Raw genomic sequence first — 17,109 nt, 5'->3', positions numbered from 1 at the left:
CCCCCCGGATCATGAACAACAGGAGGGGGAAGTCATGCCGGACCCGAAGGCCGGAGGCCCCGTTGCGGAGCCACGAAAAAGGTAACGGGGGGGGGTCAGCCGAGGCCGGCCGTCTTCAGCCAGGCCTTGGCGACGTCCAGCGGGTCCTTGTTCTCCGCCTGGACCTGGGTGTCGAGGTCCAGCAGCGTCTTCGTGTCGAGCTTGGCCGAGACCGCGTCGAGGGCGTCGCTGCCCTTCTGGTCGAGTGCGGACTTGTAGACCAGCGGCTGCACGTTCTCGAAGCCGAAGAGGTTCTTCGGGTCCTGGAGGACGACGAACTTCTCCTGGGTGATGGTCGGGTCGGTGGTGAAGATGTCCGCGGCCTGCACGGCGTTCTTCTGCAGCGCCTTCTGGGTGAGCGGACCGCCCGCGTCCAGCGCCTTGAAGGACTTGAACTCCACACCGTAGGCGGACTTCAGGCCGACCAGGCCCTGCTGCCGGGTCTGGAACTCCGGCGAGGCGCCGATGACCAGGTCCTTCGCGACGTCCTTGAGGTCGGCGATGGAGGACTTGGCCGTGAGGTGGTACTGGTCGGCCGTGGCCTTGTTGAGGGTGACGGAGTCCTTGCTCTGCGCCGACGCCGGCTTCAGCAGCGTGAGCTTGGAGTCGAGCTTGGCCTCGATCGCGGCCGTGGTCGCCTCGACGGTCTTCGGGGCGGCCTTCGGGTCGAGGTACGCCAGCAGCGCGCCGTTGTACTCGGGCAGGACCGAGATGGTGCCGTTCTTGAGCAGACCGTAGGTCGTCTCGCGGCTGCCGATGTTCGGCTTGTAACTGACCTTGATCCCCTTGGCCTTCAGGGCCTCGCCGTAGATGTCGGCGATCAGGATGCTCTCGGTGAAGTTGTTGGAGCCGACGACGACGGTGTCACCGCTCGCCTTCTCGCCCGCGAGCGGGTTGTCGGACTTGTCGGAGGAGGAGGAACAGCCCGCCAGCAGGGCCGTCGCCGCGGCCAGCGCGACGATCGCCGCGCCGGGGTGTCTCCGGAATGACCTGCTGGTGTGGGTGTTGGCAGTCACGGTTCCCGTTCCGGGCTCAGATGGTGCGGTGGACAACGTGCACAGCGGTGGACCGCTCTTTGACTGATCCAATCCAGGCAGTTCTCGGTCAGTCAAGAGTCTCTTGGTCACTGATTGGCTTCACTTGCTGACTAGTTGTGTAGCGCAAGCGGTTGTTTTGTAACGGATTCTTGACATGGAGTCCGCTGATCAGCCCTTCAAGGACGCTGTAGTCTCACCGCAGTTGACGTCGGTCACAGCGGTGTACGGGGCCCGCTTCGGTGTCGTTACGCATCAGTTCGGGTGGAGACACCCCTACCAAGGAGGCCCGGTGTCCACGACTGTGGACGCGCACGCCCGGGGCTTCGCCGACCGCTGGCCCTTCCGGCGCAAGCTGAACGTCCTGGTCGGCGTGCCGCTCGCGGTGATCGCCGTATTGCTGTCCTACCTCATCACCGACCTCGTCGAGCAGTCCGCCACCGCCCGGACGGCGGCGCGGCTGGTCCGCGACAGCTCCCAGGTCGCCCGGCTGGCGAACCTCGTGGAGGCCGAACACCGGCAGGCCATCCTGCTCTCCGTACGGTACGAGGCGGGGGGCGGCAAGCCCACGCCGCACGGCTACCTGGCGGCGCAGAGGGCGGTCGACACCCAGGTGGAGAAGGTGCGGGACACCTTCGGCGACCGGCTGGCGGCCACCGAGGCGCAGGCCCTGAGGCAGGTCGAGGGCCTGAGCAGCCTGCGCCAGACGGTCCAGGACGGCTACCTCCCGGCCGACAACATCGACCCGGCCTACACCAACGCCGCACAGGACCTCATCGACGGACTGGGGCTGGACCGCAACGCGTCCCTGGCCTCGACCTTCACCGGCAACCTGCTGGACTCGCTGCTGCGCGCGGACGCCGCCCACAGCGCCTTCGAGACCAGCGTGTTCTCGGCGACCACCGGGGACACCAACGCGCTGATCGAGTTCACCAACGCGGTCGGCGCCTACGACCTGTACGACCACCAGGCGGACCGGTTCGCCCGGTTCGCCACCGAGGACCAGGCCGAGGCGCTGGCCGGGATCGAGCACACCCCCGCGCAGCGCAACATCGCCGAGTCGTACGCCGAGCTGCAGATCGACCCCGGCAAGCTGGAGGCCGGCAACCAGGCGGAGATCAGCGCGGCGATCAAGGACGCGCTGGCCGACTACCCCGACTACCCGCGACAGTCCGCGTCCCGGCTGGAGATCACCACCTCGCTGATCGACGGGATCGCCGACCGGGCCGACGAGGCGGCCGGCTCGGCGCAGTGGCGGGCCGGCATCCTGCTGAGCGTCGCGCTGATCGGTTTCGCCCTGTGGCTCGCCTTCGCCGTCCTGGTCCGCCGCTCGGTGATCCGGCCCGTGGAGGCCCTCACCGGAGTGGCACAGGAGGTCGCGGACGTCGCCGGCCGGGAACTGGCGCGGGTGGCCGACGACGACGCCGAGGACGGACCGCCCCGGCTGCGGGACATGCCCGTCACCGCCCGCGACGAGATCGGCGACCTCGCCGACGCCTTCAACCGCGTGCAGACCACCGCGGCGGGGCTGCTGGAGCGGCAGGTGCTCAGCCGGCGCAACGTCGCCGAGATGTTCGGCAACGTCGGCCGCCGGGTCAGCAACCTGACCACCCGGCAGCTCGCGCTGATCGACGCGGTGGAGCGGGGCGAGACCGATCCGGCGCTGCTGGAGCGGCTGTACTCCATCGACCACATCGCCGTGCGCCTGCGCCGCAACGCCGACAGTCTGATGCTGCTGGCCGGCATCCGGGAGACCGTCCTGGACGCCGGGCCCACCGCGCTCAGCAACGTCGTACGGGCCTCGCTCGGGCAGATCGAGGGCTACCAGCGGGTACAGCTGAACGCCGCGGCGGACGCGGTGGTCCAGCCCGACATCATCGGCGACCTGACCCTCATGGTGGCCGAACTCCTGGAGAACGCGGTGTCGTTCTCGCCCGCCGGCAGCCCCGTCGAGGTCTCGGTCCGCTCCGGCGCCGAGGGCACCCACGTCGTCATCACCGACCACGGCCTCGGCATGAGCGCCGAACGCCTCGCCGAGGAGAACGCCCGTCTGATCCGCCGCGAGCGCCTGGACGTCGTACCCACCAAGGTGCTGGGCCTGTTCGTGGTCGGCACGCTGGCGCGCCGCTGGGAGATCGGGGTCGAGCTGTCCCGTACCCCCGGCGGGGGTGTGACGGCCGAGGTCACCCTGCCGGGCCGCCTGCTGCTGACGGTGGCCTCCGGCGGTCCGGCGGTGGCCTCCGGCGGTCCGGCGGAGTCGTCCAGTGCCCCGGCGCTCGTCGGCGTGTCGCCCGCGGGCGTCGGCCCGGTGCCTTCCGGTGCGGCGGTGGGGGGTGCGGCGGGCTCCGGGTCCGGTGCGAGCGCGGCCGCAGGGTACGCGCACCCGGAACCCGAGGCGTCGGCTCCCGCCCAGGAGGACGCCGTCCCGACCGCTTCCGCCGCCGTGTCCGGCAGGTCGCCGTCGGTCCGGACCGGATCCGCGGAAGCCGCCATCGGCCACGGTCACGCCCTGTCCCCGGACGCGGCCGCCGGCCAGGACCACCCCTCCCCGCTCCCCCGCAGGGTCCCGCGCCGGGAGTCGGCGGGCGAGGACGACAAGGGCCCGCGCGTCGCCGACGCGGACGCCGGCACTCCCCCGCCCGCCGATGGCGCCCGCACGCTCCGCCGCCGCGTGCGCGGGGCGACGCTCCCGACGACCGCCGGTGCCTCGCAGGTCGTGCCGCAGACGGCACGGACCGTCGACGCGGACGCCGTGCGGGACGCGCTGGAGGAGTTCGAGGCGGCGGTGGAACGCGCCCGACGGGACAGCGACACCGGCGACTTCCCGCTCCCCGACGCGACCGACGCAACCGATGCGACCGACACGGCCGACGCCCCCGGCACGAGCGGCGGCACCCGCACCACGCACCACGCGCACGACCAGAACCACCGTACGGAAGGAGCCGAGCAGTGAGCACGTCGACAGGTGACACCCCGGCGGGCGGCACCCCGCCGACCGATCTGCAGGCCGCCGCAGCCGACTTCAACTGGCTGCTCAACCGATTCGCGACCGAGACCGCCGGTGTGGTGGACGCCATCGCCGTGTCCTCCGACGGGCTGCTCATCGCCGTGTCGGAGCTGCGCGAGCGCGCCCACTCCGAGCGGCTGGCCGCGATCGTCTCCGGCATCACCAGCCTGGCCGCCGGTGCCTCCGGCAACTACGGGCTCGGTGGCCTCAACAAGGTCATCATCGATCTGGAGGGCGGCCACGTCATCGTCTCCGCGATCGGCAACGGCGCCGTCCTCGGCGTGGTCGCCGACAAGGAGGCCAAGCTCGGCAACATCGCGTACGAGATGACGCTGTTCGCCAACCGGGCCGGCGCCGCGCTCAGCCCCCAGCTCGTGCTCGAGCTGAAGAACACCGTCGGCGTCCCGGCGAGGCGCTGACCGGCCCGCCGGTCACGCGAGTCGAGACAGCCGAGAAAGCCGAGAGAGGAAGACACGCGGTCATGGCGGACGGCATCCCGCCCCCGGGCCCCGACCCGGTCGGCCCCGCCCCCGCCGTACGGCCGTTCCTGGTCACCGCCGGCCGGGTCGCGGACAGCGGCCCGGGCCGGACGGTGCCCGTCGAGACCCAGGTGGTGGCCACCGCCGAGGGGCTCGACGCGCTCGGCCGGCTCTCCTTCGAGCAGCACGACATCGTCGCCGCCTGCCGGCTCCCGCAGTCGATCGCGGAGCTCGCGGCCCGGCTGCGACTGCACCTCAACGTGGTCCGCGTCCTGGCCGAGGATCTGCGCGCGGCCGGGCAGTTGACGGTGTACGTGCCCGACACCGACGCCACCCACGACGCGTCCGTCCTGCGCAGGGTTATCGATGGCCTCCGCGCCATCCCCGACTCCCGGGGGGTATTGAGTGACACCGACTGAAGCTCCGACCGGCGGCCCGGCCGCGCGGACGGCCGCCCGTACGGCCGTACGGCCGCCGCTGCCGGTGAAGATGGTGATCGCGGGCGGCTTCGGCGTGGGCAAGACCACCACCGTGGGCGCGATCTCCGAGATCGAGCCGCTGACCACCGAGGCCGCGATCACGGAGGTCGCGGCGGGCGTGGACGACCTCACGCACACCCCGCGCAAGACCACCACCACGGTGGCGATGGACTTCGGCTGCCTCACCATCGACCCGACGCTCAAGCTGTACCTGTTCGGCACGCCCGGTCAGGAGCGGTTCGGGTTCATGTGGGACGACATCGTCGAGGGCGCGGTCGGCGGACTCGTCATCGTCGACACCCGCCGGCTGGACGACTGCTACGCCGCCGTCGACTACTTCGAGCACAAGGGCATCCCGTTCGCGGTGGCGGTCAACGCCTTCGACGGGAAGGTGGAGCACACCCTGGACGAGGTCCGCTGGGCGCTCGACGTCGCCGAAGGCGTCCCGGTGCTGGTCTTCGACGCCCGTGAACGCGGCTCGGTGCGGGACGCGCTGCTCGTCGTACTGGAGCTGGCGCTGGCCCGCACCGAGGCGCGCTAGGCGGAGTACGGTCTCAGCCCGCGCGGCGCACTCCGGGTGACACCGCGAACCTGTTCAGCGCCGAGAAGACGGTGAGGGTGGCCACCGCGAGCACGGCCACCAGGGTGGCGCCGCCCACCACCTTCTCGTAGTCGCGCTGGGCGAGGCCGTCGATGATGTACCGCCCGAGCCCGCCGAGGCTGACGTAGGCGATGATGGTGGCCGTCGAGACGATCTGGATGGCCGCCGAGCGCAGCCCGCTGAGGATCAGCGGGAGCGCGACGGGCAGTTCGACCTGGAACAGGACGCGCGTCTCCCCCATGCCCATGCCCCGCGCGGCGTCCACCGGGGACGGGTCGACGGACCGCATCGCCTCGTACGTCGTCACCAGGATCGGCGGGACGGCGAGCGCGACCAGCGGGATCATGACGGGCACCAGGCCGAAGCCCATCAGCACGAACATCAGCACCAGCAGGCCGAAACTGGGCAGCGCCCGGGCGGCGGTGGCGATGAGGGCCAGGACGTTGCCGCCGCGTCCGGTGTGCCCGGTGAGCAGACCGACCGGCAGGGCTATGGCGGTGGCGATGGCCAGGGCGGTCAGTGAGTACTGGACGTGCTCGCGCAGCCGGGTGGGGATGCCGTCGTAGCCGTGCCAGTGGGAGCCGTCGCTGAAGAAGGCGTTGACGAAGTGGAGCACGTTCATCGGACGGCGTCCTCCAGGGCTGCCGCGGCCGGCTCGGGCCGGGCCTCGGCGTCGACGGGTCGGGCCCTGCGGGTGCCGCGCGGCATCCAGGGCGTCAGGAGCAGACGGACGACGACCAGCGCGGCGTCCGCGAGGACGGCCAGGACGGCCGTACCGATGACGGAGAGCCAGATCAGACGCGGCTGGTGGTAGACCATGCCGTCGTGGAGCAGGTTGCCGAGCGCGCCCTGGTTGCCGATGAGCGCGCCGACGCTGACAAGTGAGATGCTCGAGACGGTGGCGACCCGCAGCCCCGCGAGGATGGCGGGCACCGCGATCGGCAACTGCACCTGGACGTAGCGGCGTACGGGTCCCAGGCCCATGGCGGTGGCCGCGTCGAGGGTCTCCTGCGGTACCGAGCGGACCGCGTCGACGATCGCCGGGACGAGGACGACCAGGCTGTAGACGGCCAGCGGGATCATCACCGTGGTCTCGGTCTGGCCCGTGTAGTCGATGAGTACGACGAAGAAGGCCAGCGACGGGATCGCGTACAGCACGGTCGTCACCCACAGCACGGGCGCGTACAGCCCGCGCAGCCGCACGCACAGCTGGGCGACCGGCAGGGCCACCAGCAGGCCGCCCAGGACCGGCAGCAGGGCCTCGCGCAGGTGCAGCCCGACCAGTCCCCAGTAGCTGTTCTGGAGGTCGCTCGGCAGGTGGAAGAGGCCGCCGCTCATCCGGCCACCTTCGCGGCGGTGGGTGCCGCCGCGTGGGCGCTGCGGATGGCCTCGCCGATGACCTGCTGCGAGACGACGCCGACGACCCGCCCGGCGTCGTCGACACCGACCGCCCAGCCGGTCGGGGAGAGCACCGCGCAGTCGAGCGCGGCCCGCAGCGAGTCCGTGGCGGGCACGAAGGGCCGCCCGTACGGCAGCAGCCGCCCGGGGTCGATCTCGCCGGCGGTGAGGTCCTGCGGGCTGCTCCAGCCGAGCGGCCTGCCGTCGACGTCGGTCACGAGGAGGTAGGGCACGTCGGCGGTGCCGCGCGCGGCGATCTTCTCGGCGCTCGCGTCGACAGCGACGACGGGCCCGGTCCGCAACTCCAGCCCCTCGGCCGGGAAGAAGGACAGCCGGCGGATGCCGCGGTCGGTGCCGAGGAAGTCCTCGACGAAGGAGTCGGCGGGCGCGGAGAGGAGTTCGGCGGGCGGGGCGAACTGGGCCAGTTCGCCGCCGGTGCGCATCACGGCGACCATGGTGCCCAGCTTGATCGCCTCGTCGATGTCGTGGGTGACGAAGACGATGGTCTTGCCCAGCTCGGCCTGCAGTCGCAGGAGTTCGTCCTGAAGGCCCTTGCGTACCACCGGGTCGACGGCCGAGAACGGCTCGTCCATCAGCAGCACCGGCGGGTCCGCGGCCAACGCCCGTGCCACGCCGACGCGTTGCTGCTGCCCGCCGGACAGCTGGTAGGGGTAGCGCCTGGCCAGGGCGGAGTCGAGCCCCACCCGTTCCATCAGCTCCGCCGCGCGCCGGCGCGCCTTGTCCTTGCTCCAGCCCAGCAGGCGGGGCACGGTGGCGATGTTGTCGATGATCGTGCGGTGCTGGAAGAGACCGGCGTTCTGGATGACGTAACCCATGGACCGGCGCAGGGTGTTGACCGGCTGCTTCTGGATGTCGACGCCGTCGACGAGGATGGCGCCCTCGCTGGGTTCGATCATCCGGTTGATCATGCGCAGGGTCGTGGTCTTGCCACAGCCGGAGGGCCCCACCAGGACGGTGATCGAGCGGTCCGGGATCTCCAGCGACAGCCGGTCGACCGCCACCGTGCCGTCCGGGTACCGCTTGGTGACTGAATCTATCCGTATCAAAACGCCGAATACCCTTCGGGTCTGGCAGAAACTGCCCGTTCTCGGCCACGGTCGTCGATGCTCAGGCCGTTGCGGGGGAGAGTCTAGACCGCGAGTGTTTCAGTACTTTGGCGGGCGGCGGCCCGGCAGCGGGTGACGGGTCCGCCGGCCCGCGAGGTCGGCCACGGTAACTGCCGGTCGATGGTCACCTCCCGGCGGTTCCCCCGGCTTCCATTGGGCTCTGAGCCGGAGCCGGTTCAGGAAGCCAGCGGCACGCCCGCCGTGCGTACCACCCGCCGTCCGGCGTCGACCGCGAACACCTCGCAGTCGGGCCGGGCGGCGGCCCATGCCACGCCCTCCTCGCCCAGCGCGAAGGCCGCCGTCGCGGTCGCGTCCGCCACGGTCAGCGTGGGCGCGACGACGGTCAGGCTGAGCAGGCCGGTCGCCGGACGTCCGGTGCGCCCGTCGACGATGTGGTCGCCGCGCTCGTAGCGCCCGGAGGTCGCCACCGCCCCGTCGGTGATGCCGAGCACCGCGCACAGCCGGTCGGCGTGCTCCGGGTGCCGTATCCCCACCCGCCAGGGACCCCCGGCGGCCACCACATCGCCGCCGGCGTTGAGGCAGAACCGCCGCACCCCGGCCGCCGCGAGCAGCTCCGCCGCCCGCTGCACCGACCAGCCCTTGACCACCGCGCAGGGATCCAGGCCCCGGCCGGGCAGCCGGGCGTCGAAGGCGCCGCCGGTCGCGGTCCGGTACTCCTCGCACAGGCCGAGGACCTCGGTCAGGTCGTCGCTGAGCTCGTCCGGCCCCCGTTCGCCCCGGTCCAGCCGGGAGACCTCGCTGTCCCGCTTGAAGGGGCTGAAGCGGGTGTCGACCTCGCGCAGCCAGTCGAACACCGCGTCCGCGACACCCTCGGGGATCCGCTCGTCGTCGATCCGCAACGAGACGGGGAACCCCATCACCTGCTCCACGCGCCGCATCTAGGCCTCGTCCAGCGCCGCCTGAAGCGACTTCCTGTAGCCCTCGCTGGTGATCGTCGCGCCCGACACCGTGTCGATGTCCGCGCTCTGTGCCTTCAGCGTCTCCGCGACCAGCTTCGGCACCGCGGCCGTCGTCTGCGGATGGTTCGGCTGCTGGAGCATCCGCACCGCGGTAATCTTCTCGCCCTCCACGGTCACCTGGACCTGGACGGGACCCTTCTCGGTGTCGACCGTCGGACCGGCGACCACCCGCGAACCGGCGGCGGAGGAAGCCGGCTTCCCGTGCGCGTCGATGGCGGCCTGGAGGGACTTCTCGTACGCCTCGCTGGTGATCGTCGCGCCCGACACCGTGTCGATGTCCGCGCTCTGCGCCTTCAGCGTCTCCGCGACCAGCTTCGGCACCGCGGCCGTCGTCTGCGGATGGTTCGGCTGCTGGAGCATCCGCACCGCGGTGATCTTCTCACCGTCGAAGGTCACCTGGACCTGGACGGGACCCTTCTCGGTGTTGATGGTCGTGCCCTTGACGACCGTGCCGGAGGTCGTGGCCCCCGAGGACGCGGACGGCGCGGCGGGCTCGGCGGTGGACGACGTCGCAGAGCCGAGCGACGGCTCGTAGCGCCAGACCGGGACCAGGCCCGCGATGCTCAGGGCGACGACAGGTATGGCTCGCTTCACGGTGTCTTCCTCATCCCGCCAGGCTGAAACGCTCGAAGTGGATCTGCTGCTTGGGCACGCCCAGGTCGCCGAGGCTGCGCAGCACCGCGGTCATCATCGGGGGCGGCCCGCACAGGAAGACGTCCCGGTCGCCGATGTCCGGCACCAGCCGGGCCAGCTCGCGCGGCGCCAGCCTGTCGGGGACGGGCGGTCCGGTGACCAGGTGCAGCTCGGCGCCCTTGGCCAGGGCGAGGTCGCGCAGTTCGTCGTAGAGGACGGCGTCGCGTTCACCGGCGACCCGGTAGATGACGACGGCGTGGCCCTCCAGGTCCTCCAGCAGTGCCCGGATCGGGGTGACGCCGACACCGCCGGCGATGAGCAGGGACTCGGACTTCGTGCGGTGCAGGGTGGTGAAGGCGCCGTAGGGGCCCTCGGCGAAGACGCGGGTGCCGGGCTTGAGGTGCCGCAGGGCGGCGCTGCCGTCGCCGGCCGCCTTGACGGTCAGGCGCAGGGTGCGGCCGTCGGGGGCGGCGGAGAGGGAGAACGGGTTGGCCTGCCACCAGCGGTCGCGGGTGAGGAACCGCCACAGGAAGAACTGGCCGGCCCGCGCGGGCAGCTTGCCGAGGTCGCGGCCGGTGACGTACACCGAGACGACGTTGTCGGACTCGGGGACGACCGCGGAGACGCGGAACCGGTGGCGGGAGTTGCGCCACAGCGGCAGGATCAGCCGGCCCACGGCCACCGAGCCGAGCGCCACGCCCCACACCGCGTACCAGTAGGTCCTGGCGGCGGACGACGACGTGAAGCTGGTACCGACCGCGACCTGGTGGCTGAACGCGAGCACCACGGCCACATAGGTGTACAGGTGGATGAAGTGCCAGGTCTCGTAGGCGAGGCGGCGGCGGGCGTAGCGGGCCGAGACCGCGCCGACCACGATGACGATGCCCAGCGCGACGATCGCGCGGAGCACGCCCTCGGTCGTCTCGGCGAGGTCGACCAGCTCGCTGACCGGGCCGACCCCGGTGCCGTCCGCGTACCCGAGGCTGATGAACACGGCGTGCGCGAGCAGCGTCCACAGGATGCCGAAGCCGGTCCAGCGGTGCCAGGAGGTCAGCCGGTCCATGCCGATACGGCGGTCCAGCCAGGGCAGCCGGGCCACCAGCACCAGCTGGAAGGCCATGAGGAGGGCCCCGTACAGGCCGGCGAAGCGGCCGATGACGATCAGGGCGTTCGAGGCGAATCCCGCCTGGGTGAAGAAGTAGGCGACCACGGCCGCGTTCGCGGCCAGCACGGCGTACAGACCGGTGCGGGCCACCACCCTGGGGCGTATCGCCGTGGGGGGCGCAGGGGGTGATTGGACGGTCGTCACGGGACGGCAGCTCCTTGATCGGGTCCTGGGAGTCGAGCTTCGCCCGGGGCTGCTGTCGTTTTCCTGTCGGACGACTTTCAACTGGATATCGATGTGGCCGGTGGCAACGGGCGGGGCTGGCGCCGCCGGGCGCGTCGAGGAATATGAGCGGGTGGAAAAAGTACGACTCCTCGTCGTGGACGACGACCCGCCGATCGCCGACCTGGTGGCCACGGTCGCCCGGTACGAGGGCTGGGAGGCGGTGACCGCGTACTCCGGTGAGGAGGCGCTGACGAAGGCCGCCGGGTTCCGCCCGGACATCGTCGTCCTGGACCTGATGCTGCCCGACGTGGACGGCTTCGGCGTGCTCGACCGGCTGCGCCGCTCGGGGACGATGGTGCCGGTGGTGTTCCTCACCGCGCGCGACGGCATCGCCGACCGGGTCGCGGGGCTGACCCGGGGCGGGGACGACTACCTGGTCAAGCCGTTCGCGGTGGAGGAGCTGATGGCCCGGCTGCGCACGGTGCTGCGGCGCAGCGCCGGACCGGGCTTCCAGCGGTCGGTCGTCCGGGTCGCCGACCTGACGATCGACGAGGACACCCGGGAGGTGCGGCGCGGCGACCGGCTCCTGTCCCTCACCCCCACCGAGTTCGAGGTCCTGCGCTATCTGATGCGCAAGTCCCCGACGGTGCTCACCAAGGCGCAGATCCTCGACCATGTCTGGGAGTACGGCTTCGGGGGCCGCTCCAACGTCGTGGAGCTGGTCATCAGCCGGCTGCGCCGCAAGCTCGACGAGACCGGCCCGGAGCCGCTGATCCAGACCGTGCGCGGCTTCGGGTACGTCGTCCGGCAGGCGGCCGAGTGAGCGGAGTGAGCCGAGTGCTTCACAGCCTGCGCCGCGCGTACCGCAGACTGCGCCTGGGCACCCGGCTGGCCTTCGGCCTGGGCGCGCTGTCGCTGGTGGTGTTCGCGGTGGTCGGCACGGCGCTGACCACGTATATGCGCGACTACCTCCAGCAGCAGCTGGCCCAGCAGCTCAAGCTCGTGCAGACCGTGCAGACCAAGGACGCGTTCACCCACGGCACGGTCCGCCGCAAGCCGTACTACGGCTGGTACACGGCCGTGTACGACGTCTCCGGCGGCTCGGCGGTGCTGCGCAGGCCGGCCGACGTACCGGACGACACCCGCGCCCTGACCGCGCTCGCCGAGGCGCGGGCCCACTCGGGCACGGAGGTCTCGCGCACCGCGGACATCACCGGCGAGGGCACCTACCGGCTGCGGGCCTGCGAGGTGGAGCCCGGGGTGGTGCTGGTCAGCGCCGCTCCGCTGGCGGACGTCGAGGGGACGGTGCGCCGGCTGGTCGTGGTGCAGGTGGTGGCGTTCGCGCTGGCGCTGCTGGCCCTGGTGGTCTTCGGCCGCAAGATGCTGCGGCGCGGTCTGCAACCGCTGAGCGACATGGCGACGACCGCCCACGGCATCGCCTCGCACGATCTGACGGAGTCGGCGGCCCGGCTGCCGCTGCGCGCGGACGCCCCCGGCGGCGGCCCGGAGGTGGAGGAGCTGCGCACCGCCTTCAACACCATGCTGGAGCACATCGACGCCTCCCTCGCCGTCCGCGCGGAGGCCGAGCAGCGGCTGCGCCGCTTCGTCGCGGACGCCTCGCACGAGCTGCGCACCCCGCTGATGTCGGTACGGGGCTACGCGGACCTCTTCCAGTACGCGGCCGCCAACGAGCCCGCCGAACGCGACCGCCACCTGGCCCGGCTGCGTGCCGAGGCCGCCCGGATGGGGGTGCTCCTCGACGATCTGCTGCTGCTCGCCCGGCTGGACGCGGCGGAGGTGGAGGCGCCGCTGCGCCCGGTGGACGCCGACCTCACGGAGCTGGTGCGGGAGGCCGCGGACGCCTTCCGCGCGGGCCACCCGGACCGTCCGCTGACGGTCACCACCGGGCCGGGAGCGGTGAAGCTGCGCCTGGATCCCCTGCGGATCCGGCAGGTCCTGGACAACCTGCTGACCAACGCGGCGGTGCACACGCCGGCCGGGACGGAGGTGTCCGTGACGGTCTCCCGGGAGGCCGGCTCGGTGTGCGTGCGCGTCGGCGACTCCGGCCCCGGCATACCCGCCGCCGACCGCGCCCGGGTCTTCGACCGCTTCTACCGGGTCGACAAGGCACGCAGCCGGGACCGGGGCGGCAGCGGTCTGGGGTTGTCGGTGGCCCGGGCGCTGGTGGCGGCGCACGGCGGGACGATCGCGCTGGACGGCGGTGAGGGACCGACCGTGTTCACGGTCCGGCTGCCCCTCCCGCCGCCTTCCCCGTCGCCGTGACGGCCTCCCGCGGCAGCAGCTGGGGGCGGGCCGCCAGTACGGCGACGTCGTCCTCGGCGTTGCGGGCGTCGAGGCGGGTGAGGATCGTCTCGAGGAGGTCTTCGACGGCCGCCCCGGCGGTGAAGCGGAGGCCGGCCAGGCGCTGCAGGGAGTGGTCGATGTCCTCTCCCCGGTGTTCGACGAGGCCGTCGGTGAACAGGAGCAGGGTCTGGTCGGGGGCCAGCTCGTAGGTCGCCGACTCGTAGCCGCCGAAGCCGGTGCCGAGCGGCGGGCCGACCGGGACGGGCAGCAGGGAGACCGTGCCGGACCTGGTGATCAGGGCCGGCGGGAGGTGGCCGGCGCCGGCCAGGGTGATCTGACTGCGGCCGGGGTCGACGCGGACGAGGAGGCAGGTGGCCGGTCTGCGGTCGGCCTCGCGGGAGGCGATGTCGTCCATCTGGCGCAGGACGCGGTGCGGCGGCAGGTCGGCGGAGGCGATGGCGCGCAGGGAGGAGCGGTAGGCGTTCATGTCGACGGCCGCGTCCAGGCCGTGTCCCATGACGTCGCCGACGACGAGCAGCGTGCGCCCGTAGTGCAGCCGTACGGTCTCGCACCAGTCACCGCCGACCAGCGCGCGGCCGCCCACGGGCAGGTAGCGGATGGCGACGTCCAGGTTGGGGTGCGGGCGGCCGGGCTCGGCGAGCAGGGCGCGTTGCAGGTCGGCGGCGGTGCGGTTGACCCGCTCGTACGCGCGGGCGTGCCGGATGTGGGACGCGGCGCGTTCGGCGAGGAGGGCGAGCCGCTCCGCCTCGGGGCGGGCGAAGGGCGCGCCGTCGCGGGCGCAGACCAGCACGCCGAAACGGTTCTCCCCGGTGGTGAGCGGCAGGCACAGCGCCGGCCTGGCGCGGCCCGGGGCCGGCTGCCGGGTCCACGGCTCGGGCCGGCCGTCGGCCGCCGGGGTGACGGCCTCGCGGCCCACCGCCGTGGCCCACCGGACGTCCGGCAGCAGGCCCGGGTGCCCGGTGACCGACTCGTACCCCGAGAGGGTGTCGCCGGTGCCGCGCAGCACCGCCGCCGCGCCGCCGGCCAGCCGCACGGCCGCCCGGGTCAGCTCCGCGCAGGTGGTCCGCTCGTCCAGCGTGGTCCCGATCCCGGCCACCGCGGCCCGCAGCTCCGTCAGCCCGGCCGGTGCGCCGTTCTCGCGCGCGGAACCGTGCCCGCGGCTCGCCCGGGCGGCCACCACGGTTTTCCGGCGGGACCGGATCCAGCGCGCGACGGCCCTCACCCCCACACGATCTCGAACCGGCTCGGACACGGCACCGGTGGCTCCCCGGGGGTTCAGCCCTCGTCCGGCGTCAGCCGCAGCGAGATGCTGTTGATGCAGTACCGCTGGTCCGTCGGCGTCGCATAGCCCTCGCCCTCGAAGACGTGCCCGAGGTGGGAGCCGCAGCGGGCGCAGCGGACCTCGGTGCGGACCATGCCGTGGGTGCGGTCCTCGATGAGTTCCACGGCGTCGGTGTCCTTCGGGTCGTAGAAGGACGGCCAGCCGCAGTGGGACGCGAACTTGGTGGTGGAGGTGAACAGTTCGGCACCGCAGGCGCGGCAGGAGTACACGCCCTCGGTCTTGGTGTCGGTGTACTCACCGGTGAAGGCGGGCTCCGTGGCGGCCTGCCGCAGCACCGCGTACTCGGCCGGGTTCAGCTCCGCGCGCCACTGCTCGTCCGGCTTCTCGACGTCGTACGACATGAGTCTCAGCCCCTCACTTCGACAGCTGGTCCAGGATCCGCGGGCCGAGGTCGGTGACATCGCCCGCGCCCATGGTGAGAACGAGATCACCGGCCTTCGCCATTCCCGCGATCACCGCCGGCGCCCGGTCCTTGTCGTGGACGGCCGTGACGTCCGCGCCCGCCGCCCGCGCCGCCTCGATGATCAGGTCGCTGGTGACGCCGGGGATCGGGTCCTCACGGGCCGGGTAGATGTCGAGGACGACCGAGGCGTCCGCGAGGGCCAGGGACCGGCCCATCTCCTTGCCCAGTTCCTGGGTGCGGGAGAACAGGTGCGGCTGGAAGAGGACCAGGATCCGGGCGTCGCCCGCGGCGGCGCGCATCGCCTCGAGGTCGGCGGTCATCTCCGTGGGGTGGTGGGCGTAGGAGTCGATCACCTGGACGCCGGCCGCCTCGCCCTTGAGCTGGAGGCGCCGCTTGACGCCGGTGTACGCGGCCAGCGCGGGGGCCAGTTCGGCGGCCGGGACGCCCAGCGCCGCGCCCGCCGCGAGCGCGGCCACCGCGTTGAGCGCGTAGTGGCGGCCGGGCACGGAGACCGTGAAGGTCAGCTCCTGCCCGTCCAGGACGGCGGTGACCTCGCTCTTCAGCCCCTGCGGGACGACCGACAGCACGCGTACGTCGGCGTCCGCCGCCTCGCCGTACGTCACCGTCCTGACCGATCCGGCCAGCCTGCGGGTCAGCTCCCGGGCGCCTTCCTGGTCGGCGGAGACCACCAGCGTGCCGCCGGGCACGATCCGGGCCGCGAAGGTCTCGAAGGACTCGTAGATCTCGTCCATCGAGGCGTAGTTGGCGTGGTGGTCCAGTTCCACGTTGAGGACGATCGCGACCTCGGGGGCGTACTTGTGGAAGCTGCGGTCCGATTCGTCGGCCTCGGCGACGAAGATCTCGCCCTCGCCGTGCAGGGCGTTGGAGCCGGGCGCGTCCAGGTCGCCGCCGATGGCGTACGACGGGTTCAGGCCCAGCTCGGTCAGCGACACCGCCAGCATCGACGTCGTGGTGGTCTTGCCGTGGGTGCCTGCCACGGCGATCGGGTGCAGGCCGTCCATCAGCGCGGCGAGGGCGTCGGAGCGGTGCACGACCGGGATGCCGAGTTCGGCGGCGCGGACGAGTTCCGGGTTGTCCTTCCGGATCGCCGAGGACACGACCACACAGCTCGCGTCGTCGGCGAGGTGCTCCGCCGCGTGCCCGATGTGCACGGTCGCGCCCAGCGCCCGCAGCGCCTCGGCGGTCGCCGACTCCTTCGCGTCGCTGCCGGCCACCTTGGCCCCGCGCTGCGCGAGGATCTTCGCGATACCCGACATCCCGGCGCCGCCGATGCCGATGAAGTGCGGTCGGTCCATGGCGGGGGGAAGGCCGGGTGCCATGCGCGTATCTCCCAAGGTGCGGTACGACGGTCAGCGCGCGCCCCGAAGAACGCGCACCCCCACCTTATTCCGTGCTGCCCGGGTACTTGGTCAGCGAGGGACCGCCGGCCCCTCGGTCACGCCTTGCTGTGCGAGAACAGCTTCAGCACCGGTACCCCCACCTTGTGCCGGGCCCTGGAGGCCCAGTCGCGGTGGAAGAACTCCTCCACGTAGTGGGGGTCGGTCAGCACGATCACCTCGTCCGCGTCCGCCTCGTCGACGAGGGTCTTCAGCGCGTCCAGCGGATGGTCCTCGATCAGCCGGCCCTCCGCCTCGCTGCCCGCCGCGCGCAGCGCCGTGAGGGACACACCCAGGGCCTGCTCCCCGAGCGCCTTCGCGTCCGCGCCCTCGGGGGTGGCGCCCTCGCGGGCGGCCTCGTCGAGTTCACCGAGGGCGATGTCGTCGATGGCCCTGAGCAGGCGGTCGGCCTGGTCCCCGCGCGGCTGGAGCAGCACATGGAAGGTGACCTGCTCGTCCCCGTGCAGGGTGGTGACGAACTCCACGTCAGCGGACGTCAGGGCCTTCTCGATCATCAATACGCTTGTGAACACCA

The 17,109-nt window shown here is 72.2% G+C and carries 17 protein-coding genes; 6 read left to right on the top strand and 11 right to left on the bottom strand.

The annotated features are described in order from the left end of the window. Positions 1–95 precede the first annotated feature (95 nt). Positions 96–1,055 (bottom strand): ABC transporter substrate-binding protein, encoded by a 960-nt coding sequence (locus ACH45E_RS44870; RefSeq protein ID WP_361436915.1) that lies wholly within the window; start codon positions 1,053–1,055, stop codon positions 96–98. A 310-nt stretch (positions 1,056–1,365) separates the two neighbouring features. Here ACH45E_RS44870 and ACH45E_RS44865 point away from each other — a divergent pair, with 310 nt between their 5' ends. From ACH45E_RS44865 to ACH45E_RS44850, 4 genes are all read left to right on the top strand, one after another. Continuing rightward, positions 1,366–4,026, top strand: coding sequence for an ATP-binding protein (locus ACH45E_RS44865; RefSeq protein ID WP_399042841.1), 2,661 nt, complete (start codon positions 1,366–1,368; stop codon positions 4,024–4,026). Next, entirely contained in the window at positions 4,023–4,499 is a 477-nt protein-coding gene (locus ACH45E_RS44860) for a roadblock/LC7 domain-containing protein (RefSeq protein ID WP_361436919.1), read from the top strand. The genes ACH45E_RS44865 and ACH45E_RS44860 overlap by 4 nt, the downstream gene beginning before the upstream one ends. A 62-nt stretch (positions 4,500–4,561) precedes the next feature. After that, a complete protein-coding gene (locus ACH45E_RS44855; RefSeq protein ID WP_361436921.1) occupies positions 4,562–4,978 on the top strand; it encodes a DUF742 domain-containing protein in 417 nt (138 codons plus the stop codon). Next, on the top strand, positions 4,965–5,579 hold the full coding sequence (locus tag ACH45E_RS44850; RefSeq protein ID WP_361436923.1) for an ATP/GTP-binding protein: 615 nt from the start codon (positions 4,965–4,967) through the stop codon (positions 5,577–5,579). The genes ACH45E_RS44855 and ACH45E_RS44850 overlap by 14 nt, the downstream gene beginning before the upstream one ends. A 13-nt stretch (positions 5,580–5,592) precedes the next feature. Here the strand turns inward: ACH45E_RS44850 and ACH45E_RS44845 are convergent, their stop codons facing one another. From ACH45E_RS44845 to ACH45E_RS44820, 6 genes are all read right to left on the bottom strand, one after another. Beyond that, on the bottom strand, positions 5,593–6,261 hold the full coding sequence (locus ACH45E_RS44845; RefSeq protein WP_361436925.1) for an ABC transporter permease: 669 nt from the start codon (positions 6,259–6,261) through the stop codon (positions 5,593–5,595). Beyond that, positions 6,258–6,977 carry an ABC transporter permease subunit gene (locus ACH45E_RS44840; RefSeq protein WP_361436927.1) on the bottom strand — a complete coding sequence of 240 codons (720 nt, stop codon included), beginning with the start codon at positions 6,975–6,977 and terminating at the stop codon, positions 6,258–6,260. Before ACH45E_RS44840 ends, ACH45E_RS44845 begins: the two co-directional genes overlap by 4 nt. Next, on the bottom strand, positions 6,974–8,104 hold the full coding sequence (locus ACH45E_RS44835) for an ABC transporter ATP-binding protein (protein WP_361436929.1): 1,131 nt from the start codon (positions 8,102–8,104) through the stop codon (positions 6,974–6,976). Before ACH45E_RS44835 ends, ACH45E_RS44840 begins: the two co-directional genes overlap by 4 nt. A gap of 236 nt (positions 8,105–8,340) precedes the next feature. Further along, positions 8,341–9,063, bottom strand: coding sequence for an FAD:protein FMN transferase (locus ACH45E_RS44830; protein WP_361436931.1), 723 nt, complete (start codon positions 9,061–9,063; stop codon positions 8,341–8,343). After that, entirely contained in the window at positions 9,064–9,738 is a 675-nt protein-coding gene (locus ACH45E_RS44825; RefSeq protein WP_361436933.1) for an FMN-binding protein, read from the bottom strand. A gap of 10 nt (positions 9,739–9,748) precedes the next feature. Further along, the gene (locus ACH45E_RS44820) at positions 9,749–11,086 is read right to left on the bottom strand and encodes a ferredoxin reductase family protein (protein ID WP_361436935.1); all 1,338 of its coding nucleotides are present in this window, start codon (positions 11,084–11,086) and stop codon (positions 9,749–9,751) included. 151 nt (positions 11,087–11,237) lie between these two features. Between ACH45E_RS44820 and ACH45E_RS44815 the strand changes: the two genes are divergently transcribed. Beyond that, positions 11,238–11,930, top strand: a complete 693-nt coding sequence (locus tag ACH45E_RS44815) for a response regulator transcription factor (protein WP_361436937.1) — start codon at positions 11,238–11,240, stop codon at positions 11,928–11,930. A 14-nt stretch (positions 11,931–11,944) separates the two neighbouring features. Further along, complete coding sequence (locus ACH45E_RS44810) at positions 11,945–13,390, top strand: HAMP domain-containing sensor histidine kinase (RefSeq protein ID WP_361436939.1); 1,446 nt, start codon at positions 11,945–11,947, stop codon at positions 13,388–13,390. On the opposite strand, the gene ACH45E_RS44805 is transcribed toward ACH45E_RS44810, so the two are convergent. The 4 genes from ACH45E_RS44805 to ACH45E_RS44790 form a co-directional block, all read right to left on the bottom strand. Further along, a complete protein-coding gene (locus tag ACH45E_RS44805) occupies positions 13,347–14,654 on the bottom strand; it encodes a SpoIIE family protein phosphatase (RefSeq protein ID WP_361436941.1) in 1,308 nt (435 codons plus the stop codon). The genes ACH45E_RS44810 and ACH45E_RS44805 overlap by 44 nt on opposite strands. A 53-nt stretch (positions 14,655–14,707) precedes the next feature. After that, positions 14,708–15,115, bottom strand: coding sequence for a peptide-methionine (R)-S-oxide reductase MsrB (gene msrB / locus ACH45E_RS44800; protein ID WP_361436944.1), 408 nt, complete (start codon positions 15,113–15,115; stop codon positions 14,708–14,710). A gap of 13 nt (positions 15,116–15,128) precedes the next feature. Further along, on the bottom strand, positions 15,129–16,517 hold the full coding sequence (gene murC, locus ACH45E_RS44795) for a UDP-N-acetylmuramate--L-alanine ligase (RefSeq protein WP_361436947.1): 1,389 nt from the start codon (positions 16,515–16,517) through the stop codon (positions 15,129–15,131). A gap of 116 nt (positions 16,518–16,633) precedes the next feature. Then, positions 16,634–17,107: an indole-3-glycerol phosphate synthase gene (locus ACH45E_RS44790; RefSeq protein ID WP_361436949.1), complete on the bottom strand. Its 474-nt coding sequence runs from the start codon at positions 17,105–17,107 to the stop codon at positions 16,634–16,636. Positions 17,108–17,109: the final 2 nt, after the last annotated feature.

The organism is Streptomyces sp. NPDC020299 (assembly GCF_044387825.1).
Taxonomy (GTDB): Bacteria; Actinomycetota; Actinomycetes; order Streptomycetales; family Streptomycetaceae; genus Streptomyces.
The sequence above is the reverse complement of the archived record's forward strand: the minus strand, read 5'-3'. Positions and strand labels throughout refer to the sequence as shown.

Bases quoted from the DNA above. Each gene is read 5' to 3' on its own strand.
- ACH45E_RS44855 (WP_361436921.1), top strand. From the start codon at position 4,562: ATGGCGGACGGCATCCCGCCCCCGGGCCCCGACCCGGTCGGCCCCGCC.
- ACH45E_RS44845 (WP_361436925.1), bottom strand. From the start codon at position 6,261: ATGAACGTGCTCCACTTCGTCAACGCCTTCTTCAGCGACGGCTCCCAC.
- ACH45E_RS44840 (WP_361436927.1), bottom strand. From the start codon at position 6,977: ATGAGCGGCGGCCTCTTCCACCTGCCGAGCGACCTCCAGAACAGCTAC.
- ACH45E_RS44830 (WP_361436931.1), bottom strand. From the start codon at position 9,063: ATGCGGCGCGTGGAGCAGGTGATGGGGTTCCCCGTCTCGTTGCGGATC.
- msrB (WP_361436944.1), bottom strand. From the start codon at position 15,115: ATGTCGTACGACGTCGAGAAGCCGGACGAGCAGTGGCGCGCGGAGCTG.
- murC (WP_361436947.1), bottom strand. From the start codon at position 16,517: ATGGCACCCGGCCTTCCCCCCGCCATGGACCGACCGCACTTCATCGGC.